28 protein-coding genes are annotated in these 25,448 nt (G+C 32.5%); 17 read left to right on the top strand and 11 right to left on the bottom strand.

Annotated features, from left to right (window positions below; all coding sequences use genetic code 11):
* Positions 1 to 42: 42 nt before the first annotated feature.
* The 3 genes from D1816_RS15640 to D1816_RS15630 all read left to right on the top strand — a co-directional run bounded on the left by D1816_RS15640 (position 43) and on the right by D1816_RS15630 (position 1,892).
* Entirely contained in the window at positions 43 to 399 is a 357-nt protein-coding gene (locus tag D1816_RS15640; protein ID WP_066312071.1) for a hypothetical protein, read from the top strand.
* Positions 400 to 470: 71 nt separating this feature from the next.
* Positions 471 to 1,490: a phenylalanine--tRNA ligase subunit alpha gene (pheS, locus tag D1816_RS15635; protein WP_066312069.1), complete on the top strand. Its 1,020-nt coding sequence runs from the start codon at positions 471 to 473 to the stop codon at positions 1,488 to 1,490.
* 6 nt (positions 1,491 to 1,496) lie between these two features.
* Positions 1,497 to 1,892: a hypothetical protein gene (locus D1816_RS15630; protein WP_066312066.1), complete on the top strand. Its 396-nt coding sequence runs from the start codon at positions 1,497 to 1,499 to the stop codon at positions 1,890 to 1,892.
* Positions 1,893 to 1,985: 93 nt separating this feature from the next.
* On the opposite strand, the gene D1816_RS15625 is transcribed toward D1816_RS15630, so the two are convergent.
* Together D1816_RS15625 and D1816_RS15620 are read right to left on the bottom strand one after the other, a co-directional pair.
* Positions 1,986 to 3,467, bottom strand: a complete 1,482-nt coding sequence (locus D1816_RS15625) for a M56 family metallopeptidase (RefSeq protein ID WP_118504033.1) — start codon at positions 3,465 to 3,467, stop codon at positions 1,986 to 1,988.
* Positions 3,464 to 3,832: a BlaI/MecI/CopY family transcriptional regulator gene (locus D1816_RS15620; protein ID WP_066312061.1), complete on the bottom strand. Its 369-nt coding sequence runs from the start codon at positions 3,830 to 3,832 to the stop codon at positions 3,464 to 3,466. The genes D1816_RS15625 and D1816_RS15620 overlap by 4 nt, the downstream gene beginning before the upstream one ends.
* A 432-nt stretch (positions 3,833 to 4,264) precedes the next feature.
* Between D1816_RS15620 and D1816_RS15615 the strand changes: the two genes are divergently transcribed.
* Positions 4,265 to 4,741: a hypothetical protein gene (locus tag D1816_RS15615; RefSeq protein WP_118504032.1), complete on the top strand. Its 477-nt coding sequence runs from the start codon at positions 4,265 to 4,267 to the stop codon at positions 4,739 to 4,741.
* 191 nt (positions 4,742 to 4,932) lie between these two features.
* On the opposite strand, the gene D1816_RS25765 is transcribed toward D1816_RS15615, so the two are convergent.
* Positions 4,933 to 5,073 (bottom strand): hypothetical protein, encoded by a 141-nt coding sequence (locus D1816_RS25765; protein WP_157766041.1) that lies wholly within the window; start codon positions 5,071 to 5,073, stop codon positions 4,933 to 4,935.
* 134 nt (positions 5,074 to 5,207) lie between these two features.
* Between D1816_RS25765 and D1816_RS15610 the strand changes: the two genes are divergently transcribed.
* Positions 5,208 to 5,378: a helix-turn-helix domain-containing protein gene (locus D1816_RS15610; RefSeq protein WP_118506270.1), complete on the top strand. Its 171-nt coding sequence runs from the start codon at positions 5,208 to 5,210 to the stop codon at positions 5,376 to 5,378.
* 159 nt (positions 5,379 to 5,537) lie between these two features.
* Here the strand turns inward: D1816_RS15610 and D1816_RS15605 are convergent, their stop codons facing one another.
* Positions 5,538 to 6,290 (bottom strand): DUF6261 family protein, encoded by a 753-nt coding sequence (locus tag D1816_RS15605; protein WP_066312056.1) that lies wholly within the window; start codon positions 6,288 to 6,290, stop codon positions 5,538 to 5,540.
* A 445-nt stretch (positions 6,291 to 6,735) separates the two neighbouring features.
* Positions 6,736 to 7,704, bottom strand: coding sequence for a tryptophan--tRNA ligase (trpS, locus tag D1816_RS15600; protein WP_066312054.1), 969 nt, complete (start codon positions 7,702 to 7,704; stop codon positions 6,736 to 6,738).
* A gap of 74 nt (positions 7,705 to 7,778) precedes the next feature.
* Between trpS and D1816_RS15595 the strand changes: the two genes are divergently transcribed.
* From D1816_RS15595 to D1816_RS15585, 3 genes are all read left to right on the top strand, one after another.
* Positions 7,779 to 8,522: a 1-acyl-sn-glycerol-3-phosphate acyltransferase gene (locus D1816_RS15595; protein ID WP_066312053.1), complete on the top strand. Its 744-nt coding sequence runs from the start codon at positions 7,779 to 7,781 to the stop codon at positions 8,520 to 8,522.
* 37 nt (positions 8,523 to 8,559) lie between these two features.
* A complete protein-coding gene (locus D1816_RS15590) occupies positions 8,560 to 8,877 on the top strand; it encodes a helix-turn-helix domain-containing protein (RefSeq protein ID WP_118504031.1) in 318 nt (105 codons plus the stop codon).
* A 66-nt stretch (positions 8,878 to 8,943) separates the two neighbouring features.
* Positions 8,944 to 9,453: a flavodoxin family protein gene (locus D1816_RS15585; RefSeq protein ID WP_118504030.1), complete on the top strand. Its 510-nt coding sequence runs from the start codon at positions 8,944 to 8,946 to the stop codon at positions 9,451 to 9,453.
* 100 nt (positions 9,454 to 9,553) lie between these two features.
* Here the strand turns inward: D1816_RS15585 and D1816_RS15580 are convergent, their stop codons facing one another.
* The 3 genes from D1816_RS15580 to D1816_RS15570 are packed head-to-tail and all read right to left on the bottom strand — an operon-like array spanning position 9,554 to position 12,126.
* Positions 9,554 to 11,128: a hypothetical protein gene (locus tag D1816_RS15580; protein WP_118504029.1), complete on the bottom strand. Its 1,575-nt coding sequence runs from the start codon at positions 11,126 to 11,128 to the stop codon at positions 9,554 to 9,556.
* Positions 11,129 to 11,133: 5 nt separating this feature from the next.
* Positions 11,134 to 11,676, bottom strand: a complete 543-nt coding sequence (locus D1816_RS15575; protein ID WP_066312048.1) for an RNA polymerase sigma factor — start codon at positions 11,674 to 11,676, stop codon at positions 11,134 to 11,136.
* A 24-nt stretch (positions 11,677 to 11,700) separates the two neighbouring features.
* Positions 11,701 to 12,126 (bottom strand): hypothetical protein, encoded by a 426-nt coding sequence (locus D1816_RS15570; RefSeq protein WP_066312047.1) that lies wholly within the window; start codon positions 12,124 to 12,126, stop codon positions 11,701 to 11,703.
* 227 nt (positions 12,127 to 12,353) lie between these two features.
* On the opposite strand from D1816_RS15570, the gene D1816_RS15565 reads away from it, so the two are divergent.
* The gene (locus tag D1816_RS15565) at positions 12,354 to 13,238 is read left to right on the top strand and encodes an alpha/beta hydrolase (RefSeq protein ID WP_118504028.1); all 885 of its coding nucleotides are present in this window, start codon (positions 12,354 to 12,356) and stop codon (positions 13,236 to 13,238) included.
* 69 nt (positions 13,239 to 13,307) lie between these two features.
* Here the strand turns inward: D1816_RS15565 and recA are convergent, their stop codons facing one another.
* Together recA and D1816_RS15555 are read right to left on the bottom strand one after the other, a co-directional pair.
* Positions 13,308 to 14,318 carry a recombinase RecA gene (recA, locus tag D1816_RS15560; RefSeq protein ID WP_066312396.1) on the bottom strand — a complete coding sequence of 337 codons (1,011 nt, stop codon included), beginning with the start codon at positions 14,316 to 14,318 and terminating at the stop codon, positions 13,308 to 13,310.
* Between the two features lie 431 nt (positions 14,319 to 14,749).
* Entirely contained in the window at positions 14,750 to 14,935 is a 186-nt protein-coding gene (locus D1816_RS15555) for a hypothetical protein (protein WP_066312039.1), read from the bottom strand.
* Between the two features lie 386 nt (positions 14,936 to 15,321).
* Here D1816_RS15555 and D1816_RS15550 point away from each other — a divergent pair, with 386 nt between their 5' ends.
* From D1816_RS15550 to D1816_RS15515, 8 genes are all read left to right on the top strand, one after another.
* Positions 15,322 to 16,353: a rhodanese-related sulfurtransferase gene (locus D1816_RS15550; RefSeq protein ID WP_066312037.1), complete on the top strand. Its 1,032-nt coding sequence runs from the start codon at positions 15,322 to 15,324 to the stop codon at positions 16,351 to 16,353.
* 244 nt (positions 16,354 to 16,597) lie between these two features.
* Entirely contained in the window at positions 16,598 to 17,878 is a 1,281-nt protein-coding gene (locus D1816_RS15545; protein WP_118504027.1) for a regulatory iron-sulfur-containing complex subunit RicT, read from the top strand.
* Positions 17,865 to 18,356, top strand: coding sequence for a gliding motility lipoprotein GldH (locus tag D1816_RS15540; protein ID WP_118504026.1), 492 nt, complete (start codon positions 17,865 to 17,867; stop codon positions 18,354 to 18,356). The genes D1816_RS15545 and D1816_RS15540 overlap by 14 nt, the downstream gene beginning before the upstream one ends.
* Before the next feature lie 8 nt (positions 18,357 to 18,364).
* Positions 18,365 to 20,701: a penicillin-binding protein 1A gene (locus tag D1816_RS15535; RefSeq protein WP_118504025.1), complete on the top strand. Its 2,337-nt coding sequence runs from the start codon at positions 18,365 to 18,367 to the stop codon at positions 20,699 to 20,701.
* Between the two features lie 102 nt (positions 20,702 to 20,803).
* A complete protein-coding gene (locus D1816_RS15530; protein WP_066312030.1) occupies positions 20,804 to 21,508 on the top strand; it encodes a CoA transferase subunit A in 705 nt (234 codons plus the stop codon).
* Between the two features lie 13 nt (positions 21,509 to 21,521).
* On the top strand, positions 21,522 to 22,157 hold the full coding sequence (locus tag D1816_RS15525; RefSeq protein WP_118504024.1) for a peroxiredoxin: 636 nt from the start codon (positions 21,522 to 21,524) through the stop codon (positions 22,155 to 22,157).
* Between the two features lie 32 nt (positions 22,158 to 22,189).
* Positions 22,190 to 22,528, top strand: a complete 339-nt coding sequence (locus D1816_RS15520) for a hypothetical protein (protein WP_118504023.1) — start codon at positions 22,190 to 22,192, stop codon at positions 22,526 to 22,528.
* Between the two features lie 2 nt (positions 22,529 to 22,530).
* Positions 22,531 to 23,187, top strand: a complete 657-nt coding sequence (locus D1816_RS15515) for a CoA transferase subunit B (RefSeq protein WP_118504021.1) — start codon at positions 22,531 to 22,533, stop codon at positions 23,185 to 23,187.
* 536 nt (positions 23,188 to 23,723) lie between these two features.
* Here D1816_RS15515 and D1816_RS15510 read toward each other — a convergent pair.
* The gene (locus D1816_RS15510; RefSeq protein WP_118504019.1) at positions 23,724 to 25,415 is read right to left on the bottom strand and encodes an ABC transporter ATP-binding protein; all 1,692 of its coding nucleotides are present in this window, start codon (positions 25,413 to 25,415) and stop codon (positions 23,724 to 23,726) included.
* Positions 25,416 to 25,448: the final 33 nt, after the last annotated feature.

The following is a 25,448-nucleotide window of genomic DNA, read 5'->3' as shown; positions in this document are numbered from 1 at the left end:
AAGATACTCGAAAAGGATACCGTATAAAAAGTAAACAGAACAATGGCTAGAGATGAAAAATTAAAAGAACGCTGGGATATATTGGTCGATAAGCTTTCTGAACAATTTGCTGAAGGAGAAAATCTAGATCTTGATGGTATTATCTATTTAATAGGAGTACAAGAATTAGGTCAATTACATCGAAAATTTAAAAAAGATGAAAAACTTGACCTTATGCATATTGCAATATGTAGACTTCTAGAACCTTATGGTTATTATGAATTTGATTTTTTTGATGACGAAGGGTGGCCGCACTATAAAGTCAAAGAACAGCTGCCTAATTTAAAAGCAGGAGAACAATCTGTTTTAATGAAAGAAGCAATTGTCAATTACTTTTTAGCAAGTCAGTATATCGCCTAAAAACAAGTAAAACAATTCGTATTGGATTTGTCGAAATTATGTAAATTTGCGTTTCCATTAACACTATAGTGATGATTGACAAGATTAAAGAATATATTGCAGAGGTTGATACTTTTAAAGCCAAAACGAAGGAAGATGTAGAAGCATTCAGAATTAAATTTTCTGGAAAAAAAGGATTAATTAATGAGTTCTTTACCGAGTTTAGAAATGTGGCTAATGACCAGAAAAAAGAATTCGGGCAAGCGATTAATGCACTTAAAATAGCTGCTGAAGATAAAGTCAAGTCACTTAAAGAAGATTTTGAGTCAAAAGAAGAAGAAAACGGTAAATATGGTGACCTTACAAGACCATCAGAACCTATTGCTATAGGATCTAGACACCCTATTTCTTTAGTCAAAAACCAAATTATTGACATCTTTTCGCGTATTGGATTTAATGTTAGTGAAGGTCCAGAGATTGAAGATGACTGGCATAATTTTACTGCACTTAATCTTCCAGAGTATCATCCTGCTCGTGATATGCAAGACACTTTTTTTATTCAAACAGATCCAGATATATTACTGCGTACGCATACGTCATCTGTGCAAGTACGTTACATGGAAAATAATACACCTCCTATACGTACTATTTCTCCGGGAAGAGTATATCGTAACGAAGCTATATCAGCCAGATCGCACTGTTTTTTCCATCAAGTAGAAGGATTGTATATTGATAAAGATGTTTCGTTTGCTGATCTAAAGCAAACATTACAATATTTTACTACAGAGATGTTTGGTAAATCCAAAATCAGACTAAGACCTTCATATTTTCCGTTTACAGAGCCAAGTGCAGAGGTAGATGTGTACTGGGGATTAGAGACAGAGACGGATTATAAAATGACTAAAGGAACAGGTTGGTTAGAAATTATGGGCTGTGGTATGGTGGATCCAAATGTGCTAAAGAATTGTAATATTGATCCTGAAGAGTATAGCGGCTTTGCTTTCGGAATGGGAATAGATCGTATCGCATTATTACTATATGGGGTATCAGATATTCGTATGCTTAGCGAAAATGATGTTCGTTTCTTAGAGCAGTTTAAGTCTGCATTATAAAGATTCATGAAAAAAGATATTGAAATACCAATTGTAGAAGGTGTCTATATAGCCGTCCTTAAAGAGTGGGATGATGAGTTTTTGGCTCAAACCTGGAATTCATATATTATTAATGATCGGGATGTCACTATAGAGATGGTATTGGTAGTTACAAAAGGATATGATGAGGAGCGAAAAACATCCTTGTTAAGACATGGTATTGGTACCATAGCTCCAAAATCTTCTGCAAAAATTGAAATGCTACAAGAAGAATTACTAAAAATGAATAACGAATTTGCTGTTACCTTCTTTGCGGATAGTAAATTGTATGAGAAAAAGTATATTTTCAAAAAAAATACGATTAACGAAAATGCCTTTCAGGATATACCTGTTATGGATCAGCGAGGTGTTTTGATAAAATAATCTACAACGCTATAAAACCAACAAAAAAGGCGATGTTCTTAGAACATCGCCTTTTTTGTTGGTAACTATCTTTTATAATATCTTAAAAGCGGTTTATTTGATATCAAATACTATTGGTAAAGAATAAAGTACAGCTACATCAACACCATCTTTGATTCCTGGTGTCATGTTTGGTAATTTCTCAATAACGCGAATTGCTTCTGTCTCTAAGGCTGTTTCTGGACCTCTTGCTTGCACATCAACAATTTTTCCGGTAGTGTCTATTTTAAATCGTACATATATTCGTTGCTGTCCAGAAAGTCCAAGCTCTTTTCCTAAACTCGTATTAAATTCTTGATTTACAAATTGTCTTATGTTTTGTGTAAAACATGCTTTGGCTTCATCTTCATTTACGTTGGTACAACTTGGATGTACAGGAGCTTTGTCCAATTTAATAAATGGAACTCCATCAGAACCCTTCTGATTTGTCTTTTTTACTTCTGATATTTTTTGAATTAAAGTCTGAAAAACATTTCTGTCTTCATTTGATAAGGCTTTTTCATCAGTATTACCTACGTCTGACATTAATTGGCGAAATAGCGTCCTGCTTTCTTCAGAGTATTTTCCTTCATTTTCTACCACTTTTATTAAATCATATGCTCGTTGAGTTAGTTCTCCTTTAGCATCTAAGGCACTTTTAACAGAAATATCTTCAGGTGAATTATTCTCTTGATTACAAGATGTATACGTAAGCATGACACCAATTACAGGAATAAGTAATAAGTATTTTAACTGAAAAACTTTTTTCGATTTTGATTTTTGTAACATTAGTATTCTGTTTTTTATTAATGAATGATTAAAAAATGTATTGATAAATGATATTTTGTCTGTTTGAAAGATTTGAGATAATAGATCCTGATAGTATGCTGCTTTATCCGTTTTTGAAACGGCCTTTGAGTCTGCAATATACTCTTGTAGCACGGCCATTCTATTTTGATAGATATATACTAATGGGTTAAACCAGAAGATTATACGTAGTATTTCAAAGAAAATCAGGTCAAGTGAATGATACTCACTAACATGAACTTTTTCATGCAATAAAATATTAGTCTTTTTGATTTCAGATATACGCTCTCCAAGAAAAATGGTAGTAAAAAAGGAGAATGCTGCATGCGTATTAGGTAGAAAAACAACGTTTAAATTATCTACTTTGCCTTTGATTCCCGATTTTTTTAATTTTAATATCTTCTGAAATTTGTAGGAGAAAAGAAGTAAAGAAATAAACATTCCGAAATACCATAGATAGGTAATTACTTCAATTAAAATAGTAAAAAAAGATGTAGTTTCAGGCACTAATGATTGTGTTGTTGTATCAGGATTTCCTATAAGTAATGCTGGTAACTGTACAATATATTCTTCTGGAATGTTTTGCTGTATAGCAGTAATTTTAAGGGTAGGTAGTATAAAACTTAATAGTACCGTGATGAGGATATAGGCACGGTTATAATTAAAAAAAGTCTCCTTTTTTAGAAATACATCGTAAATAATTAAAAAGAGTAATTGAAAAGCCAATACCTGTAAAATGTAATGCATCATAATTTCTTTTTTTCTTTATTAATTTCTCTCATAGCTGTTTCCATCTCTTCAATACTAATGTCATTTTTCTTCATAAAAAATGAAACCATGCTCTTAAAAGATCCTTGAAAATACCCATCAACTAGTTTAGTGATACTCTGGTTACTGTAATCGTTCTTTTTAACTTCTGGTATATAAATATGAATACGACCTTCTTTTCTATACTTTACGAATTTTTTGTCTTCTAGAATTCTAACAATGGTAGAAACTGTATTATAAGCCGGTTTAGGCTCTGGTAGCTTTTCTAATATAGCGACAACGCTACCTTCATTAATATCCCACAGGATTTTCATGATATCTTCTTCAGCTTTTGTGAGTTGTTTCATATATACAATGTGATGTTTCGTGAAACGAATATAAACTAAATTTTTAGTTTGAACTAGTGATTTAGTTTAAAAATAGGTTTTTTGTGTTTTTTAGCATGAATATACAGACAAAAAGGAGGGGCGTATTTATCTAGAATTCAATAAACTACTAGGTTTATTTAAATAGGTGCTGTAGTAATAGTCAAAAAATAATACCAAATTACAAAATCAGGTAAAATGTAAAAATGTAAAGGTAAGTGAGGTTATTTTGTTAAAAGAGTAGATGTTTTATAGTGTTTTAAGATGAGTGCTGATCTATTTTTAATAGATATAAGTGCCCAAAACACCGACAAAAAACCATAATACACGATAAAATACATAAATATGATGTTAATTATTTGTTAATTATAAGTTTTTTCTGTAATTTTGAACTTGTAATTGGAAATACAACATATGGATAAATTTTTACGTACTAATTCGGCACGATTAGTTGTGTTAATTTTAATGGTGTATTCATGCGGAAGTAATTATGCTAGCGCTTGTCAGGAGCGTATTACGGGTAAGTGGCAGTTAAGACATGAATATAATAACGAAGGAGAAGGTACTCCTCTTAAAGAATTTCCATTGTCGAAATGTGATAAGCAAACGACTCTAGAAATTTTGAATAATGGTAGGTTTATAGAAAAAAGTTACTATGAAAGTTCAAGTTTAGCAGGAGAATGTGCAAAAGATACCGAAGAAACCACAGGCGATTGGAAGAAAACATCAGGAAATGGTTTTACTTTTTTATATGATAAAAATAGTGTGGTGACTCCTATAGAGTCTAAGGTATCGATTGAAAAAGGAAAACTAAAGGTTACCTTGGCATATAATGATAGTGATTCGGGGCATAAAATTACCTTGAAGTTTATATACGTTAGAATAAGTTAAAAGTCAGTGATGTAATAATAATGTTATATAGACCCCAGAACTCATTTGTTTTGGGGTTTATTAATTGTGTTATGTTTTTTAATATGATCAAGGGCCCATCGATATTGCTGCAGTACTTCTTCGGTAATACCGTGTTTATTTTTGTAAATCATTAGTTGTTCGTAAAGCTGCTCCTCGGTCATTGTTTTAACTTATTTCTTTTTATCAGTTTTATTGGCACAATCAACTTTAAGACTCTCTATGATCTCAATAAAATTACTTTGTCCTTTAAGGGTAAACTGATGCTCTTGTTGGTAGGCGAGCATATATTGATATAATTCTTTTTTTGTCATATGTGCCAATATCATACAAATATAATATAAATGACCGAACGGTAATTAAAATTTCCCTTTTTTAACCTGAATTTTCGAATGTGAAAGAAAATGATAAAAATGAACTGCTACGTAAATTAGCAAATAGGGTTAAAATGCTAAGGCAACAAAAAGGCATTACTCAAGAGGATGCCCTAAATGATACAGGTATTCATTTTGGGAGGATAGAGCAGGGAAAGAGAGATATTTCTTTTACGACCTTACACAAAATCTGCATATATTTCGAAATATCTTTAGAAGATTTTTTCACTAATGACTTTAAGTAATTTCTTTAGTCATAATAACTCCAAAACTATAAAAGCCAATGCTTTTTCGCAGAGGCTTTAATGTCTTTAAATAGCTGTTCTTATAAAAAAATGAGAGGGTAGAACAAAATAGATAAAGACTACGTTTTAGTGTATATAATATCCTTTTGTGGTAGTGTATTATTCTTGTATAACTTCTTCTTTTACGTTAATATCTACTAAGTTAATCTTGGTAGATCCTCTTTTAGCTACCATAGTATTATACTGTTCGGTGATCGTATTAATTTCTTTTACAACAACCGCATACTTTTCTAAAAGGGTTAATGTTCCGTGAGCAGTAATGTGATCAATTAGGAGTATAAAACTTTCTTTAGCTTTGTCTCTTAATTCAGTAACATTTACTTTGCTATCAACAACGTATTCTTCATTACGTTCTAAGTACTTTCTGTTAAAAGCATCATTACTTTCTTTAAGTTCTCCTGCCCAGTCTGTAAGACCTAAAATAGCTAGAGCTCCCTGTAGTATAAGTACCGAGTGCCAGTCATTTGTAAGATTTTGTATGGTTACTGTCTCGGCTAGATAGTTTTGTCTACAAATTGGACTTCCGTATTTATCGATACTTTTTAATAATTCTTCACCTGCAGCACGTTTTGCAGGATCAAAGTGATTTGTGTTTCCTTCTGCTACTGCACGTATGCCGATAATTGCAAGATCTCTGCGTTTATCTAATGCTTCAAGTTCTTGAGTTATGGTACTTCCTAATTGGTTTTTATATACATTTTCTAGAGCAGTTAATTGCTCATTTAATACATATGCTTGAGGTACTACTTTAAGAACTCTTGGATCTCTTCGATTAACAATTTGTTTAATGTCATTTAGATATTGGATAAACTCACAATTACGGAACTTATTAAATGTGGGTGTTGTAAACATATAGTCTAAAAAATTACAGATTAACAATGGTTGTTAATCTAAAAATAAAATGTTAAACTTCATTACGGTAAACCTTAACTAAATCAGGGGGTTTTTCCCCCTATGATCCTTTGAAGCCCCTATTAATGCTGAGTTTTTTTTCCGAAAACAGAATGTTAATTTTTTTTAATTTTTTCTAAAAACTTAGCTATAAATGTTAAATAAGGCTAGTGAACATAAGGGTTTAGCCAAATTTTATTTAAAACCCCAAAAGGCCTCATTTTTGCCCAAAAAAGGGAGTTTTATAGAGTGTTTTGCCTTGTTTTTTTAGAGAAAAACGTCAAATAGGACCATTTTCCTTAAAAAAAGTGTCGTATTTAAGGTGGTAAACCAGATCAAAAAATAAGGAATTTATGTAGTCTAAAAATGATATCCTTTTTATTTACAAACAATGAATATATTATGATTAATATCCTACTTTCTCACGTACTCTTTCAAGAACAGTATTAGCAACGGCAGTTGCTTTTTTTGCTCCAATAGCAAGAGCCTCATCTACTTCATTTAGATTCTCCATATAGTAGGTATATCGTTCGCGTACCGTTGCAAATTTTTCGATCAGCAATTCAAAAATTGCTTGTTTTGCGTGCCCGTAACCATAGTTACCTCCCAGATAATTCTGTCGCATTGCAGCTTCTTGTTCAGATGTAGCAATTAATTTGTATAAAGCAAAAGCATTACATGTATCAGGGTTTTTGGGTTCCTCTAGAGGTGTACTATCTGTCTGTATCCCCATTATTTGTTTTCGTAATTTTTTATCGGGTAAGAACAGATTAATAATATTTCCTTTTGATTTACTCATTTTACTGCCATCTGTACCAGGTACGTACATGGTTTCTTTTTGTACTTGCGCTTCAGGTAATACAAATAATTCTCCTACTTGATTGTGCATTCGGGATGCTACATCTCTTGTCATTTCAAGATGTTGTAATTGATCTTTACCTACCGGAACTATTTCTGCATCATATAATAATATATCCGCTGCCATTAGCATAGGGTATGTAAATAGACCTGCATTTACATCCTCGAGTCTATCTGATTTATCTTTAAAAGAATGCGCTAATGTTAATCGTTGATACGGAAAAAAACAATTAAGATACCATGATAGTTCTGTTACTTGCGGGATATCACTTTGTCTATAAAAAACTGTTTTTTCGATATCCAATCCACAAGCTAACCATGTAGCAGCAGTAGAGTAGGTATTTTGTCGTAATGTTTTCGCATCTTTTATTAAGGTTAATGAATGCATATCGGCAATAAACAAAAAGGATTCATTGTTTGGTTGATTTGCCATTTCAATAGCTGGGATAATAGCTCCCAGTAGGTTTCCTAAATGTGGGGTTCCCGTACTCTGTACACCGGTTAAAATTCTAGACATGGTTTTTTATAATTTCTCTGGCAAAGGTAATTTTTTTGTTTACATAGCTCAAAGCAATTGTGTATTTTTGGATGATGTCTATACTTAAGAACATATTAATCCTTTTTTGGCGTATTTGGTTTTATATACTCATGGGGATTCCGATTATTATTATGTTTCCTATACTACTTGTTTTTACGTCAAGGGAACAGTGGTATCCACAATTTTTTGTAGTCGCTCGTTTTTGGGCGAAAATAGTTTTGTATGGTAGTGGATTTTACCCAAAAGTAACTAAAGAAGCCAAAATAGATCGCACAAAGAGCTATATGTTTGTTGCCAATCATACTTCTATGACAGACATTATGTTTATGTTGTATTGCGTTAAGAATCCTTTTGTATTTGTAGGGAAAAAGGAATTAGCAAAGATTCCTATTTTTGGTTTTTTTTACAAACGTACCTGTATCTTAGTCGATAGAAATAGTCAACGAAGCCGAAAAGAAGTTTTTGATAGAGCACAAGCTAGACTTAAAAATGGAACAAGTATTTGTATTTTTCCAGAAGGAGGTGTTCCTGAGGATGAATCGCTTCTTTTGGATGATTTTAAAGATGGAGCGTTTAGATTAGCTATAGATCATCAAATACCTATTTTACCTTTAACTTTTTTTGATAATAAAAAACGTTTTTCATATACTTTTTTTAGTGGTAGCCCTGGGATTATGAGGGGATATGTTCATGCCGAAATTCCTACTATTGGAATGACTCATGCAAATAAAAAGGAACTAAAAGATAAGACCAAAGCAATTATTTTAGAAGCATTAGAGACAGATCTTAACAAATAGAAATTTTATATAGCTTTTATAGCCAGATAACCTGAGTATGTATGAACGAAAAACACCTTTAAAAAATGATTGTGCTATTGAAAAAGCACTAAATAGCATTTCAGGAATATGGAAACCAGCGATATTAAGTGGTCTTCTTAAACAGAACTTAAGGTTAAAGGACATTCAAAAAGGTTTGCCAGAGGCTTCTAAAAGAGCCTTAACTCAGCAATTAGGAGAGTTAATTATTGATGTACTTGTTCAGAAAATAGACTTTAATCAATTTCCCAAAAAGACAGAATATTCAATTACTATTTTAGGTATTCAACTCTCTTCGGTTTTTTATGCACTTTCAAGATTTGGAGATAAATTGTAATAGGGCATAATTCATCCCTTATTTGATAGCTCCCAAAGACTCAGTAGCTTTGTAATAAAAAAGAGAATGAGTACTAGAGGAGTTATACTACAAGGCAGTTCAAGAAGTAAAGGAGATACCTATCAAATAAGTTCTTTTGTTCAGGACAATTCGGGCTTTGATATTGTAGATCTTAAATCAAAACAAATAGGTCAATTTGATTATGAATTTAAAAATCAAAATGATGACTTTATACCCTTAATAAGAGAAATAGTAGCTAATTATGATATTATAATTTTTGTAACCCCTGTATATTGGTATGCTATGAGTGGGATTATGAAAGTTTTCTTTGATCGTATCACAGATTGTTTACAATTGGAGAAAAAAATAGGAAGAGATTTAAGAGGAAAAACAATGGCAATGATAAGTTGTGGTTCTGATCAAGAACTAAAAAAAGGATTCAATATGCCGTTTGTAGAAAGTGCAAATTATCTTGGTATGAATTATCTGGGAGATGTTCATTGCTGGATAGAAGATACAGAAATACCAGAAAAGGTCAAACAAGATTTGATTGATTTCATTACAACTATAATATAGAAAATTTAGGAATTAATCTTAAGTCCATTAAAATTAAAGTCGCTCTTGGGGGTAGAGCGACTTCATTTAGTATTGTATAATACAATAACTACGTAATCAACTAAAATTTTATACCAAGACCGGTATAAATACCAAAATAATAAGGTTTAAAACCATCGGCATTATCATTAAAAGCATTGAATTGATATTTAAAAATGGGTTCAAGATTGATTTTAAGTTGATTGGATATTTTATAGTCTAGTCCTAGACCAATATTACCACTAAAACTTATATCATTAAGATTATTAGCTTCTCCTATTGGGGATTCAAAACTACCAGCTTCTATAGAGATCTCATTATCTCTTACAAACAATGTGCTTAACCCACCAATCATGTGTACACCAAATTTAGTGTCGACCAGAGCGTATTTCATTTCAACAGGAACCTCGATATAACCAATGCGTTGATTAAGTAAGCCAACATTTTGTTGTTGGTTAATACTTCCTATAGTTTCTGAAAAATCATTAGTGCCTGTGCCTCTCCCAATATCAGATACTAAAATAGAGGATGCGTTATTGTTATAATTTATACTTTCAAGATTTTGACCACGCGAACTAGAAGCCGAAAACCCAATATCTTTTGTGTTATAACTAAGATCTAGTTTATGAACTCCCGAACGAATACTTAATTTATTATTTATGGCATATGATACTTGTATTCCATAGCTTAAGTTTACTTCTCCACCACGATCATTATCAGAAAATTCAGCGGCTATAGAAGATCCATTACCAATGGCGTTATAATAAACTGGAGCAACATTTGGAGAAATATTCCATTTTTTGATATTTGTTTTCTCTTCTTTCTCCTCTTTTTCTGCAATAGCTTCTTTTTGATCAGAAATGACATCAAATATAGACTTCTTAGCAGATTCTATTTTCGTTTCTTCTTCATTAATCGAATCATGCTTTTTTGTTATACTATTATTTGAGTTAGTAGTGTTTTCAAGTTTAGCAATTGGAGCTTTAGTATTTAGATCATCCTTTTTATTTGGTGCTAGAAAAACTTCACTATCATTTTTGGTTTTTGAAAGATTGGGTTCTGTAGATACAACATTATCGGTTATTTCTTTGCGTAAAGTGTTGTCAACTTTTGAATTATTCGATTCTTTAGCAGTTTTCGAAGCTCCTTGAACGAGCATGATATTAGGTTTGTTTGAGTTACCCTTGTCATTTGTTTTTTGCTGTGCTACGGGAGCTTTATTAGGGTATTTTACTATGGTTTTCTGATTTTTATTAAATATGTCTTCTTTTTTTTCATTAGAAATTGTTTCCTTGTTATTTTCAGTTACATGATCAGAAGTAATATTTTTATCAGTATCAATAGTGGTACTTGTAATGTTATTGTTTTTAGTAGTTGGTGTTACATCGTTAGGACTAGACATGTCTTTTGGGACAGTGTTGTTTTGTAATACGATTACCTCATTAGGTGTTGGAGATAGAGCTACATAACCTACGGTAAAAATAATTGCAAATACCGCGGCAACACCAGCTGTTTTATACCAAAAAACAGGAATGATTTTGCGTTTACGCTTATTTTGACGAACCTGGATTTTTTTCCAAACCTCGTCGCTGGGAGAAACTTCAAAATCTTTGAATTTTTCCTGAAATAATCGATCTATATTTTTCTTAGTATTCATATTTGTTAGTCGATTGCTCGAGCATAAGGTTCTTTAGTTTCTTCTATTTTTACTTTTAAGATATTTCTGGCTCTTGCGAGATTTGATTTAGAAGTTCCAACAGAAATATCCAACATTTCGGCAATTTCTTTATGAGAATAACCGTCTAATACATATAGATTAAAAACTAACCTATACCTATGTGGTAATTGTTGAATAATCTCTAAAAGATAATCTAATGATACTTCTTCGTCATTTATTTCTACATCTACTTCTTCTAATTGCTCTTCATTAATAATGTCAAAAACTTTTTGTTTTCGATATTTCTGAAGTGCCGTGTTTATAGTTACTCGTTTTATCCAACCTTCAAAAGACCCCTTGTTTTTATACTGTATTATCTTATCAAAAATTGTAATGAAAGCATCTTGCAAATTATCTTCTGCACTGGCATGATCGTTAGAATATTTTAAGCAGATAGAAAACAACTTACTGCTGTATAGTCTATACAGTTGCTCTTGCGCTTTTGCATTTTTTTGTTTGCATTTTTTTATAAGCTGGTCTAAACCCACTAATACTTTTTTTGAAATGTGTGATTATAAATCTACGGGGACTTCTATAACTAAAAACTGATTATTTCCTTCATCATCTTTCCCTTGCCAAAATCTAAAAATGTAGGAGCTCTCAAGGCCAACTAAAAAATCAAATGATTCTTCGACAAGAGTTTCTGGTTCTATATCTTCACAATCGGGACCATCTTCTAACACTACATTAATAATTGCAAAGGTTCGTTGATTGCCAGACCGATTAAAATCATATCCAGAAAAGCCATGACATGTTGATGGTCTAAAATAAGAGGTAGTAATTGTTACTGTTTCTCCTCTTGTTAATCGATCGGGAATATCTACCTCCTCAATTGGGACTGCTTCAAAAAAGAAACGAGTATTGTTATCATCATCAATAGAACATCCTGCTGTGATGGCGATAAGAAAAAATGCTGAAATAATTTTTATCCTTCTCATTTGTTGGGGTTTAGAAAAATAATACAATTAGTCTACTATGTAGATGTAAATACAGTAATAAGGTTGCTTTAAGGAATCTAAATTTACGGCTATTTATAGTTTTTGTCTTTTTTATGAATGTTATTTCTGAAAAGGCCAAGGATTAATTCTCAGTTTTGGTAGGGTATTCATACGATTTTTTGTTTTAGTGTTTTAACAAATCTAAAAACTAAAATATACTTTAAGTTATGCAAAGACCAATATTAAAAGCAAGCAGATTTTTTCTATACCTTTTTGTGGGCATTTTATTAGTAGGGTGTAATAATGATGATGACAATGCCATAGCATCGCAGTTTGAAGCAACTAATTTGCCAGATGATGTTTCCAAACTTTTTGTTACCAAAGGAAATACTAGCTCTAAAACTGTAGTAATTTTTGCAGAAGGTGGTCCTTCTGATGAGTTATCTGCAGATGATCTCGAATCCATTAACCTTGATGGTTTTACTGGGTTTAATGATTTTTTAATGGTATACATTCATCAAATAGGAACCTATAACAGCAATATATTCAAATTTGATGCAACAGTTACAGAAGCTACAAGAGAAACCGATTTAAATACCGAAATTCTTGATAAGGTAATAAAACATTATAAATCTCAAGACAAAGTAGTGTTTGTTATTGGGCATTCGTATGGGGCTTGGGCAATTGCTAGATATATTGCAGATAAAGGAAATACTAGTGCAGATAAGTTTGTAATGATGGCAGGACGACTTGATATAGAACAAAAAGTAGTCGATAATCTTTTTAAAGGGAACCGTTATTTTTTTCGAGACGGAGTAACACTTTATAATGATCCTGAAGAAAGAGCTACCGATAAAGAAACAGAACTAATATATTTTTATGCAGGAATTATGATAAAAGATCGATATACAGAACGTATAAAGGCAACGGATTTATCAAATGTCATTTGTGTTTTTGCTAATGATGATGAGCAGTCGGGAAGAATGACAGCATCAGAAAAGAATTTTTTAAAATCTAAAAATGTAGATCTATTAGAAATAGATAAAGGGGGGCATAGTATAATGTTTGAAACCCCTTATATTCAACAAATATTCGATAAAATCACAAAATAAGATAAGTAAAAAGCCTCAAGGTAAAATTTTCCCTGAGGCTTCTCTTATTGTTTAAGATATTTAGGATGACTAGTTATCTTTTATAATCTTTATTGCTTCTTTGATTTTACCTTCCAGTTCTTCCATTAGTTCTGGATTATCATTAAGTAAATTTTTAACGGCATCACGACCTTGCCCAAGTTTAGTATCTTGATAGCTAAACCAAGATCCACTTTTCTTGATAATTTCATAGTCAACACCAACATCTATAATCTCACCAGTTTTAGAGATACCTTCACCATACATAATATCAAATTCTGCCATTCTAAAAGGAGGAGCAACTTTGTTTTTTACTACTTTAACACGAGTTTTATTCCCTTGTACTTCACTATTACTATCTTTTATCTGTGTAGATCTACGAATATCTAAACGAACAGAAGCATAAAACTTTAAGGCATTACCACCAGTAGTAGTTTCAGGATTTCCGAACATAACCCCAATTTTTTCACGCAGTTGATTAATAAAAATAACAGTACAGTTTGTTTTACTAATAGAACTGGTAAGTTTTCTAAGTGCCTGCGACATTAACCTAGCATGAAGACCCATTTTAGAATCTCCCATTTCTCCTTCAATTTCACTTTTAGGAGTTAAAGCTGCAACAGAATCAATTACGATAATATCAATAGCTCCAGATCTAATTAGATTATCTGCAATCTCTAAAGCTTGTTCACCATGATCAGGTTGCGAGATGATCAAATTATCGATCTCTACTCCAAGTTTTTCTGCATAAAAACGATCAAAAGCATGTTCGGCATCAATAAAGGCAGCAATCCCTCCTGCTTTTTGTGCTTGTGCTATAGCATGAAGTGTTAATGTTGTTTTACCAGATGATTCCGGCCCATAAATTTCGATCACTCTTCCTCTAGGATACCCACCTACTCCTAAGGCAAGGTCTAAACCAAGAGATCCCGTAGGGATAACATCTACTTCTTGAACAGAGCTATCGCTCATCTTCATTACAGTTCCTTTTCCGTAAGCTTTATCTAATTTATCTAGGGTAAGTTTTAGTGCTTTTAATTTTGCGTCTTTCTCTGTACTCATTTGTTGTTCAAATATATCGGGATTTGACATTCATATTAACTTTGTGCTAAAGTACTATTTCTTTTTGTAGATGTGATATGGTTTCTAAATTGGTTATCAACAACTCATAAGTTACTTTTATAAAAATACTAGCGCAACCTTTTTAATTATTTTTCATCTACTCTAAAAGCAAATAAGAACAAAATCTTGAAGCAGTAGAGAGCAGATGAAATTTCTTAAAAAAGTCATTAGAAATAACCTAAACGAACATACAACTGCTAATATTAGCAGTTGTATTTTTGAGGGTGGTTAGCTTTATTATTGATATTATTGTCGTTAAATCAATACATTAACGAATTAGCCAAAAAAAATGCCTTGATGTTAACATCAAGGCATTTTTTTTACATAGAACTGTCTAAATAATAATTTAATACAGTTTTTTCGAATTAAAACTAAAGACAATAACAATCGCTTTGGTTACAAGTATTTCCAGAAGGAAGTTTTGTAGGATTACAGCCAGTTTGCAAAGTCGGATAACAATTAGTACTTCTTCCTCCTCCTTTAACAGCTTGGCTTTGAATATTGGAAATAACAATTTTGTTTAATCCTAGTTTTGAAATTTTCTTTTTGTTTTTCATGATTTACTATTTATAATTAATGAAATTCTTAGATTTATATTTATGCCCTTAAAATTAGGGTCTTATGAGATGCAAAAAATTTGTGTTAACCATAGTTCCAAAAGTTGTTTTTGGGTAATTGAAATGTTGATTTTAAGACTTAGTGTCTTGAAGAGATAAAAATGTTACCTGTTTTTCTAGATATATTTTTATTTATGGTTGTTTTCCTCATGAATTCTTGAATATTCAAGAGTGATTTTTTTAGGCTTTTGTCAATTATTTGGATAATTAGATTAAATAAATGCATTATGTTCTGATAAAAAAGTACCGTCGTTTGTTTATAAAAGCAGTATTTGTATTTTTGCCCGAAATAAATTATTCTTTTTAACTTAAAATAGTAGTATAGCATGCAACTGTACAATAAATTAAGTGCAAAAGAGAGAGCAATTTTAATCGATGAGGCCGGTACTGATCGCCTTACGCTTTCTTTCTATCAATATGCACATATAGGTAATCCGGAGATTTTTAGAAACCACCTTTTTATCCATTGGGACGAACTTGATGTTTTAGGACGTATTTATGTTTCTAAAGAAGGTATTAATGCACAATTATCCGTTCCGGCACCAAAGTTCCAACAATTTAAAACACATCTAGATAGTATCTCCTTTTTAGAAAATGTTAGATTAAATATAGCAAGAGAACAAGATTTAAAATCATTTTTAAAATTAAAAGTAAAAGTACGTAACAAGATTGTTGCCGATGGGTTAAACGATACAACTTTTGATGTTACAAATAAAGGTGTACATGTCGATGCAAAAAAGTTTAATGATCTTATAGAGGATCCAAATACTGTTTTGGTGGATATGCGTAATCATTACGAAAGTGAGATAGGGCATTTTAAAGGTGCCGTAACACCAGATGTAGATACCTTTAGAGATTCACTTGATATCATTGAAGAAGATCTTAAAGACCATAAAGAAGATAAAAAACTAGTAATGTATTGCACTGGTGGTATACGATGTGAAAAAGCAAGTGCATACTACAAGCATAAGGGGTTTAAAAATGTGTTTCAATTAGAAGGCGGAATTATAGAATACGCTAGACAAGTAGAAGATCAAGGTCTCGAAAATAAGTTTCTTGGTAAAAATTTTGTATTTGATCACAGAAGAGCAGAACGTATAACAGACGATGTCATTGCACAATGCCATCAATGTGGCGAAAGTTGTGACACGCATGTTAATTGTGAAAATGAAGCCTGCCATTTACTTTTTATTCAATGTGAGAATTGTGCTAAAGCGTTAGAAAATTGTTGTTCTACAGATTGTATGGAAATAAATCGATTGCCTTATGAAGAACAAAAGGAATTAAGAAGAGGAAAAGGAAACAGTAATAAGATTTTCAAAAAAGGCCGTTCTGAAGCATTAAAGTTTAAGAAATAAACTAAGTGTACTAGTTTGTTTTAGAAACAAATTTGCAGATAGATAGTGTTGTTTTTGAAAGTAAAATATTACTATTTAAATATACTTAGTAATGCTAAAATGTAAAGATGCCATGGTAAATAATTTTTTTCATAGTATCTTTAACGATTGAGATATTAGAAGCGAAATGCGTTTCTAATTATAATAAGAACCATTTTTGTTATGATTTTTTAATCATAGACAAATTTCAATATAGATATAAAATATGGGGTGTAACAGTTGTTCCTCCGGAAAAGACGGACAGCCTAAAGGGTGCAAAAATAATGGCACCTGCGGGACAGATGGTTGTAATAAACTAACGGTTTTTGATTGGTTATCAAATATGTCACTTCCTGGTGGCGCAGTACCTTTCTCCTGTGTCGAAATACGATTCAAAAACGGAAGAAAAGGATTTTTCAAAAGCGCCGAAAACTTATCATTAAGTATTGGGGATATTGTTGCTACAGAAGCATCTCCTGGTCATGATGTCGGCATGGTTTCTCTTACCGGAGAATTAGTGCGCATCCAAATGAAGAAGAAGAAAGTAGAAATAGATAGTGAAGATGTTAAGAAAGTCTACCGAAAAGCCTCACAAAAAGATATAGATATTTGGCAAAAGTCAAGAGATAGAGAAGAAACAATGAAAGTCCGTGCAAGAGAAATTGCAATAAGACTGGAGTTGCAAATGAAAATCTCTGATATAGAATTTCAAGGAGATGGCTCTAAAGCTACATTTTATTATACTGCAGAAGAACGAGTTGATTTTAGACAGTTAATCAAAGAATTTGCTCACGAGTTTAGTACTCGTATCGAGATGCGACAAGTAGGATTTAGACAAGAGGCTGCTCGTTTAGGTGGTATAGGGTCTTGTGGTCGCGAACTATGTTGCTCTACATGGCTTACAGATTTTAGGTCTGTAAATACAAGTGCAGCTAGATATCAGCAATTATCTCTTAATCCACAAAAGTTAGCAGGGCAATGCGGAAAATTAAAATGCTGCCTTAATTATGAATTAGACGCCTATGTTGATGCATTAAATAGTTTTCCGAAGTCTGATACCAAGTTGTATACAGAAAAAGGCGTTGCTGTTTGCCAGAAAATAGATATTTTTAAAGGATTTCTTTGGTATGCTTATGAAGGCGAATGGATGAATTGGCATAAGATTTCTACAGAACATGCAAATGAAATTATCACTGCAAATGCAAATAAAGAAAAAGTAGTGGGTCTCGAAGAATTTGCTTCAGAATTAATTGAAGACACTAAAATGGACTTTGAAAACGTTGTAGGACAAGATAGTTTAACTAGATTTGATCAACCTAAACACAGTAAAAGAAGAAGGAGAAATCGTAATAAGAAAAAGAATACAAGTAAAGGAAATTCTGAAAAACAAACTGTTGCATCAAATAAACCTAAAACAGGAAATTCTGAAAACAAAACCAAAAGTAAAACAAACAACCAACGCAATAAAAGAAATAGATCTCGTAATAAGAAAAATGATAAAAAGTAAGCTTGTCATAGTAGTTCTGCTTTCTCTAAGCATAATTTCATGTGATGATAAACAAGTTTTTGATCAATATCAAGCGGTTTCAGAAGCATGGGAAATAGATGAGAAAGTAAGTTTTGCTTTACCAGAGTTAGACTCATTGCAGACCTATAATTTATTTGTTAATATTCGTAATAATAATGAATATAGATTTAGCAATTTGTTTTTAATTAGTGAAATGAAATTTCCTAATGGAAAAGTACTTACGGATACATTAGAATATGAAATGGCAAAACCAAGTGGAGAATGGTTAGGTTCAGGTTTTTCTGATCTTAAGGAAAATAAACTTTGGTATAAAGAAAATATCCGTTTTGTAGAAGAAGGAGTGTATACAATAACACTTCAACATGCAATGAGAAAGAACGGCGATACCAATGGGGTAACCTCTTTAGAAGGAGTTACAGATGTTGGATTTAGAATAGAACATGCTCAAAACCCTTAATTTAAGATATGGCAAAGGCAACACCCAAATCGAAAAAGAAAACAACGAAGAGTTCGGGAATTAATACAATTAAGTTTATAAAAGCATTTTGGATCACTTTTGCTTCAGGAATCCTTTTAATCGTGCTAATGTTTTTATTAGCAAGTTGGGGAGCATTTGGTGAAATGCCAAAATTTAAAGAATTAGAAAATCCGCAAAACGACCTTGCAACACAAATTATTTCTTCTGATGGTGTGCAGATAGGAAATTTCTATGATGAGAATAGAACTCCGGTTAATTATGAAGAGCTACCGCAACATTTAGTAAATGCACTTGTGGCTACAGAAGACGCTAGATATTATGATCATTCAGGAATTGATGCACGTGGTACGTTAAGAGCTTTCGTTTTTCTAGGAAGTAGAGGTGGAGCTAGTACATTATCCCAACAGTTAGCAAAACAATTGTTTACAGGTGGTTCAAGAAATATATGGGAGCGTATCAAGCAAAAAATTAAAGAGTGGGTAATTGCAACTAGATTAGAAAGACAATACACCAAAAACGAAATTATGACCATGTATCTCAATAAGTATGATTTTCTAAATCAAGCTATTGGGGTAAGTTCTGCTTCAAGAATATACTTTAATAGGGATAATCCAAAAGATCTAAAAATTGAAGAAGCTGCGGTTTTGGTTGGGATGTTAAAAAATTCATCATTATTCAATCCTTTACGTAGACCAGAAATGGTTAAAAATAGAAGAAATACAGTATTAAGCCAAATGGCTAAATATGATTACATCACCGAGAAGCAAAAAGATAGTTTGCAAAAATTACCTCTGGGATTAGATTACTCTCCAGAAGGTCATAATGATGGTACTGCAACCTATTTTAGAGAGTTCGTAAGGAGCTGGATGAGTAAATGGGTAAAAGAAAATCCAAAAGGGCTGGATGAAGATGGAGATGAAGTATATTACGATATCTATAGAGATGGATTACGTATTAACGTTACTTTAGACTCTAGAATGCAAAAATATGCTGAAGAAGCTGTGTCAGAGCATATGGCTAACCTACAAAAAGAGTTTGATAAACAGGAAAAAAATAATAAAACTTCACCATTTAGAGATTTGTCAAAAGAAGAAGTGGATCGTATTATTAAAAGATCAATTAGAAGTTCTGCTAGAAGAAAAATTTTACTTGATCAAGGTAAAAGTGAAGATGAAATAGTAGCGTCTTTTGATGAGAAAACTAAAATGAAAGTTTTTAGTTGGAAAGGTGAGATAGATACCATCATGACTCCGAAAGATTCAATATTGTATTACAAACAGTTTTTACGATCAGGATTAATGTCCATGGAACCACAAACAGGTCACGTTAGAGCCTGGGTTGGGGGTATTGATTCTAATCACTTTCAATACGATCATGTATATCAAGGAGCACGCCAAGTGGGGTCTACTTTTAAACCTTTTGTATATGCAACAGCTATAGACCAATTAAAACTTTCTCCATGTGATACGTTACCAAAATCACAAATTACAATTCCTGTGGGATCACATGGTGTTGTTGAAGTAGATTGGATACCTAAAAACAGTGATGCAGATTATATGGGATATATGAATCTTAAGGATGCTTTGGCAAAATCTGTAAATACCATTTCAGCTCGTTTATTAGATAAAATTGGACCAGAACCAATTGCGCAATTGGCCAGAAAAATGGGAGTAACCTCTGATATTCTTCCTGTAGCTTCTATAGCACTTGGGTCTGTGGATTTAAAACTATCTGAGATGGTAGGTGCATATAGTACTTTTGCTAATCAAGGGATATATACCAAACCTGTAATGATTACCAGTATTGAAGATAAAAACGGAGTCATTTTATATCAATTTGTTCCTGAAACTAGAGATGTAATTAGTAAAGAAGCTGCCTTTGTAACTATCAATTTAATGGAGGGAGTAACGAGATCAGGATCGGGAACAAGATTAAGAACCGGACCATCTTCACGCTACTCAATTAAGAATGTAGTAACGGGTCACCCATATTATTTTGATAACCCAATTGCAGGTAAAACAGGTACAACGCAAAATCAAAGTGACGGATGGTTTATGGGGATCGTTCCAAACTTATGTACTGGTGTTTGGGTAGGAGGCGATGATAGAGCAACGCACTTTAAAGATACAGATTTTGGTCAAGGTGCTACAATGGCGTTACCGGTTTGGGCATTATATATGAAAAAGTGTTATGCCGATAAAACATTAAAAGTATCTAAAGCAGCTTTTGAAGAACCGGAAAACTTAACGATAGAGATTGATTGTAAGGAGTTTAAGAAGAGAAATACTATAAACGAAAATATAGAAGATGAATTTAGTCTTTAAGACTTGTTTTCTTATCGTTTTAAATTATTCATAAAACTATACGGTTTAAGGGGTCTAGTATTATTTTTTTAGTACTTTTAGTTTGCTAAAATTAAGAATATTATGATTCGTAAAACGGTAACCAATGCTACCGAAGCTTTATTAGGCATAAAAGATAATATGACCCTTATGCTAGGAGGGTTTGGTCTTTGTGGAATTCCCGAAAATGCAATTGCAGAACTTGTAAAATTAAATAATACAGGTCTTACCTGTATCTCTAATAATGCAGGAGTCGATGACTTTGGTTTAGGACTATTACTTCAAAAAAGACAGATCAAAAAGATGATTTCCTCTTATGTAGGAGAGAATGATGAATTTGAACGCCAAATGTTAAGTGGAGAATTAGATGTAGAACTAATACCACAAGGTACACTTGCAGAAAGATGTAAAGCTGCCCAAGGTGGCTTTCCTGCATTTTATACTCCCGCCGGATATGGGACAGAGGTTGCAGAAGGAAAAGAAACTAGAGAGTTTAATGGTAAAATGTATGTCCTTGAAAAGGCATTTAAAGCAGACTTTGCATTTGTAAAAGCTTGGAAAGGAGATGAAGCCGGCAACCTTATCTTTAAAGGTACAGCAAGAAATTTTAACCCTTGTATGTGTGGTGCCGCTAAAATTACGGTTGCAGAGGTCGAAGAATTAGTTCCTGCAGGTACTTTAGACCCTGATCATATACATGTTCCTGGGATATTCGTTCAACGAATATTTCAAGGTGATCACTACGAAAAAAGAATAGAACAACGTACAGTTCGTACTAAACAACAATAAATATATATACGTCATGGCAGCATTACGATTAGGAGACAAAGCTCCAAACTTTACAGCGCAAACAACAGAAGGAGAAATAGATTTTCATAATTGGTTAGGAGATCAATGGGGAATACTATTTTCTCATCCAGCAGATTATACCCCTGTTTGTACCACAGAACTAGGAACAGTTGCAAAATATACAGATGAGTTTAACAAACGTAATGTTAAAGTAGCAGCATTAAGTGTTGATGGAGTGGCATCACATCACGGATGGATTAAGGATATTAACGAAACACAAAACACTACTGTAAATTTTCCTATAATAGGGGATGAGGATAGAAAAGTATCAGAATTATACGATATGATTCATCCTAATGCGGATAGTCAATTAACAGTAAGATCTGTTTTTGTTATAGGTCCAGATAAAAAAATTAAGCTTACAATAACGTATCCTGCATCTACGGGAAGAAACTTTGATGAGTTATTACGAGTGATAGACTCTTTACAATTAACGGCGTATCATAAAGTAGCAACACCAGCTAATTGGAACTCTGGAGATGATTGTGTTATTGTACCTTCGGTTAGTAATGAGCAAATTCCAGAGTTATTTCCAAAGGGACATAAAGAAATTAAGCCATATTTAAGAATGACCCCACAACCAAATTAAAGCACAGTAAATTTATAAATAACAATCTGTCGATGAGATTAGAATACACGTGTTCAAGTTGTAAAAAACAAAATAAATATGTGCCAATAGCTGCCACTCGTGGTGATTTACAAATGAAGGTGGGTGATGAGGTAACTGTAAATTGTGATAATTGTGGTAAAAATGATAAAAAACATATCAATAGAATTGATGCTGTGGTCGATACCAAAAAAATGCTAATAGCATTTGTTATAAGCGCCATAGTCACATTGGTATTATTTGGTTTTTTTGGATTAGTGGGAACGATAACATTTTCTATCCCTTTTTTAATGTGGGTACAGGAAAGTAAATCGATCAGTAATTTTAACTCATACAAGATCAGAAGGAGGTAATTATGTTAGATAAAAATGGAATTGCAAAACGTATTGCAAAAGAATTAAAAGATAAATACTTTGTAAACTTGGGTATAGGTATTCCTACTTTGGTTGCGAATTATATCCCAGAGGGAATAGAAGTAGAGTTTCAAAGTGAAAATGGTGTTTTGGGGATGGGTCCTTTTCCTTTTGAAGGGGAGGAGGATGCAGATATCATTAATGCAGGTAAACAAACCATTACAACTATGCCCGGAGCCTCCTTTTTTGATTCGGCAACCAGTTTTAATATGATTAGAGGTCAGCATGTAGATTTAACCATACTTGGGGCAATGGAGGTTTCTGAAGATGGAGATATAGCAAATTGGAAAATCCCAGGAAAAATGGTTAAAGGAATGGGAGGAGCTATGGATCTTGTAGCAAGTGCAGAGAATATTATTGTGGCTATGATGCATACCAATAAGAGGGGAGAATCAAAATTGCTAAAAAAATGTTCCTTACCGCTTACAGGAGTGAAATGTGTGAAAAGAATAGTTACAAATTTAGCATTGTTAGAAATAACAGAAAATGGCTTTAAACTTTTAGAAAGAGCGCCTGGAGTAACTGTTGAAGATATTCGTAATGCAACAGAGGGAAATCTTATAATTGAGGGAGAAATCCCCGAAATGATTCTAAATTGATTTTATTTCTAATTCTTTCAATACCCCGACGAATAATAATTAGATCATAACGAATAATAAATCAATAAAATTTCCGTTATTGTATAGGAAGTAAGAAAACAGTGTTTTTGAAAGAAAAATACTACGTTTCTTACGTCTTTTTTTGACCTTAAACCTTTACTTTAAGTTGAAAAAGCAATCAAAACCATAATAAATGTTAAAATTTTGAGTATTTTGTCGATTTTTTGAGCATTTAAACGTTAGAACTGAAAATAATTTGCATATTGCAATCCCCTTAGAAAATTACGTTCATTTAAAAACATGATTTCCTAAAAAGTAAAATTAATTATTAACCACACAAGTTTCCCCTATTATGAAAAAGCGTATAAATCGTATTCAGAGATCAGTTAAACCAACAATGGAGTTGATTTCAAATTGTGTTTATGTTGCAAAAAAAGTATTTTTGTTAATGTGATTTTTTGTTTTTAATCAATCACAATTTCCCCAAATCGTGATGAGTTGAACCTGTTAAAACTTGCTAAGTGTAACAGGTTTTTTTATTTCCCTTTAGGTATAGCCTCGATTAGCTTTTTAGTATATTCTTTTTGTGGATGATTATAAATGTTATCAGCTTCTCCACGCTCTTCTATTTTACCGTTATTCATGACCAACAGTTGATCAGACATGTATTTTACAACCGAAAGATCATGTGAAATAAAAATGTAAGTAAAACCAAGTTTTTCTTTTAACTCATTTAATAAGTTTAATACCTGTGCTTGTACAGATATATCCAGTGCGCTTACAGATTCATCACAAATTATTAATTTGGGTTCTAAAGCTATTGTTCTAGCAATGCCAACACGTTGTCTTTGTCCCCCGCTAAATTCATGAGGATATCGTTCAAAATGTTCTGCTGTTAAACCTACACGATTTAATAATTCAATAGTTTTTTCTTTTCTTAAAATGTCATTGGTATGCAATCCATGAGCTTGCATAGGCTCCATTATTGCTTTTCCTACAGTTAACCTTGGATTTAAAGAGGCAAACGGATCTTGAAAGATTAATTGAATCTCTTTTCTTAGACTTCTTAAGACAGATGTAGCTAGTTGTGTTATGTCATTGCCTCGATAAAGAACCTGACCAGCAGTTGCTTTATCCAATTGTAAAATAGTATTTCCTAATGTAGATTTACCACATCCTGACTCCCCAACAAGTCCAAGTGTTTCGCCTTCGTATAATTTAAAACTCACATCATTTACGGCCTTAAACTCTTGTTTACCAAATAAACCAACTTTAGAAAAATAGGTTTTTTCAATATTTACGACTTCTAGTAATGGGGGAGTACTATATAATTTTTTATGATGATCTTGTCTTGTCTCTTGAGTAATAACTTCTTGAGATTTTTGCTGATCCTCTAAAAAATCAGTTATAGTGGGTAGTTTTTTATAGCGAACATCAAGAGTTGGCCTGGCGTTTAATAAAGCTTTTGTATAGTCTTTTTCTGGAGAATGAAATATTGTATTTGCAGCACCGTATTCAACCATTTTTCCTTGATACATTACCAACACATTATCGGCAATTTCTGAAACCAAAGACAGGTCATGAGAAATAAATAAAATACTCATTTTATATTCTTTCTGCAGGTTTTTTAACAGACTAATGATCTCTTTTTGAACCGTAACATCCAAAGCGGTAGTAGGCTCATCTGCAATAAGCAATTTTGGTTTACAAGCAATCGCCATAGCGATCATGATACGTTGTTTTTGCCCACCACTTAGTTGATGAGGATAAGAGCGATATGCTCTTTCGGGATCAGGAAGCTTTACTTTGTGAAATAATAAAAGAACTTCTTTTTTAATAGCGGTCTTTGATAAAGACGTATGCTCCAGAAGGATCTCTGCAACTTGTTTGCCACATCGCATAGAAGGATTTAAGGAGCTCATGGGTTCTTGAAAAATCATGGCAATTTCATTTCCTCTAACAGAACGATATTGTTTTTCGGTAAGGCCTAAAATAGAGCTATTAGAGTATATGATATCTCCTTGAGTAATTTTCGAAATTTTCTGAGGTAATAATCCAAGAATAGCTAACGAAGCAACAGATTTACCACTTCCTGATTCTCCTACAACCCCTAATATTTCGTTTTCATGAATGTCGAATGAAATATGATGCAATACTTTGTTTTCTTTTTTATCCGAAAAAAAAGAAACACAAAGGTCTTGAACAGAAAGCAAAGTTGTTTTATCCATATAATAAAGTACTGTAAATTTACTAAATTCAAT

This window comes from Aquimarina sp. AD10, assembly GCF_003443715.1.
GTDB classification, from domain to species: Bacteria; Bacteroidota; Bacteroidia; order Flavobacteriales; family Flavobacteriaceae; genus Aquimarina; species Aquimarina aggregata.
The sequence above is the reverse complement of the archived record's forward strand: the minus strand, read 5'-3'. Positions and strand labels throughout refer to the sequence as shown.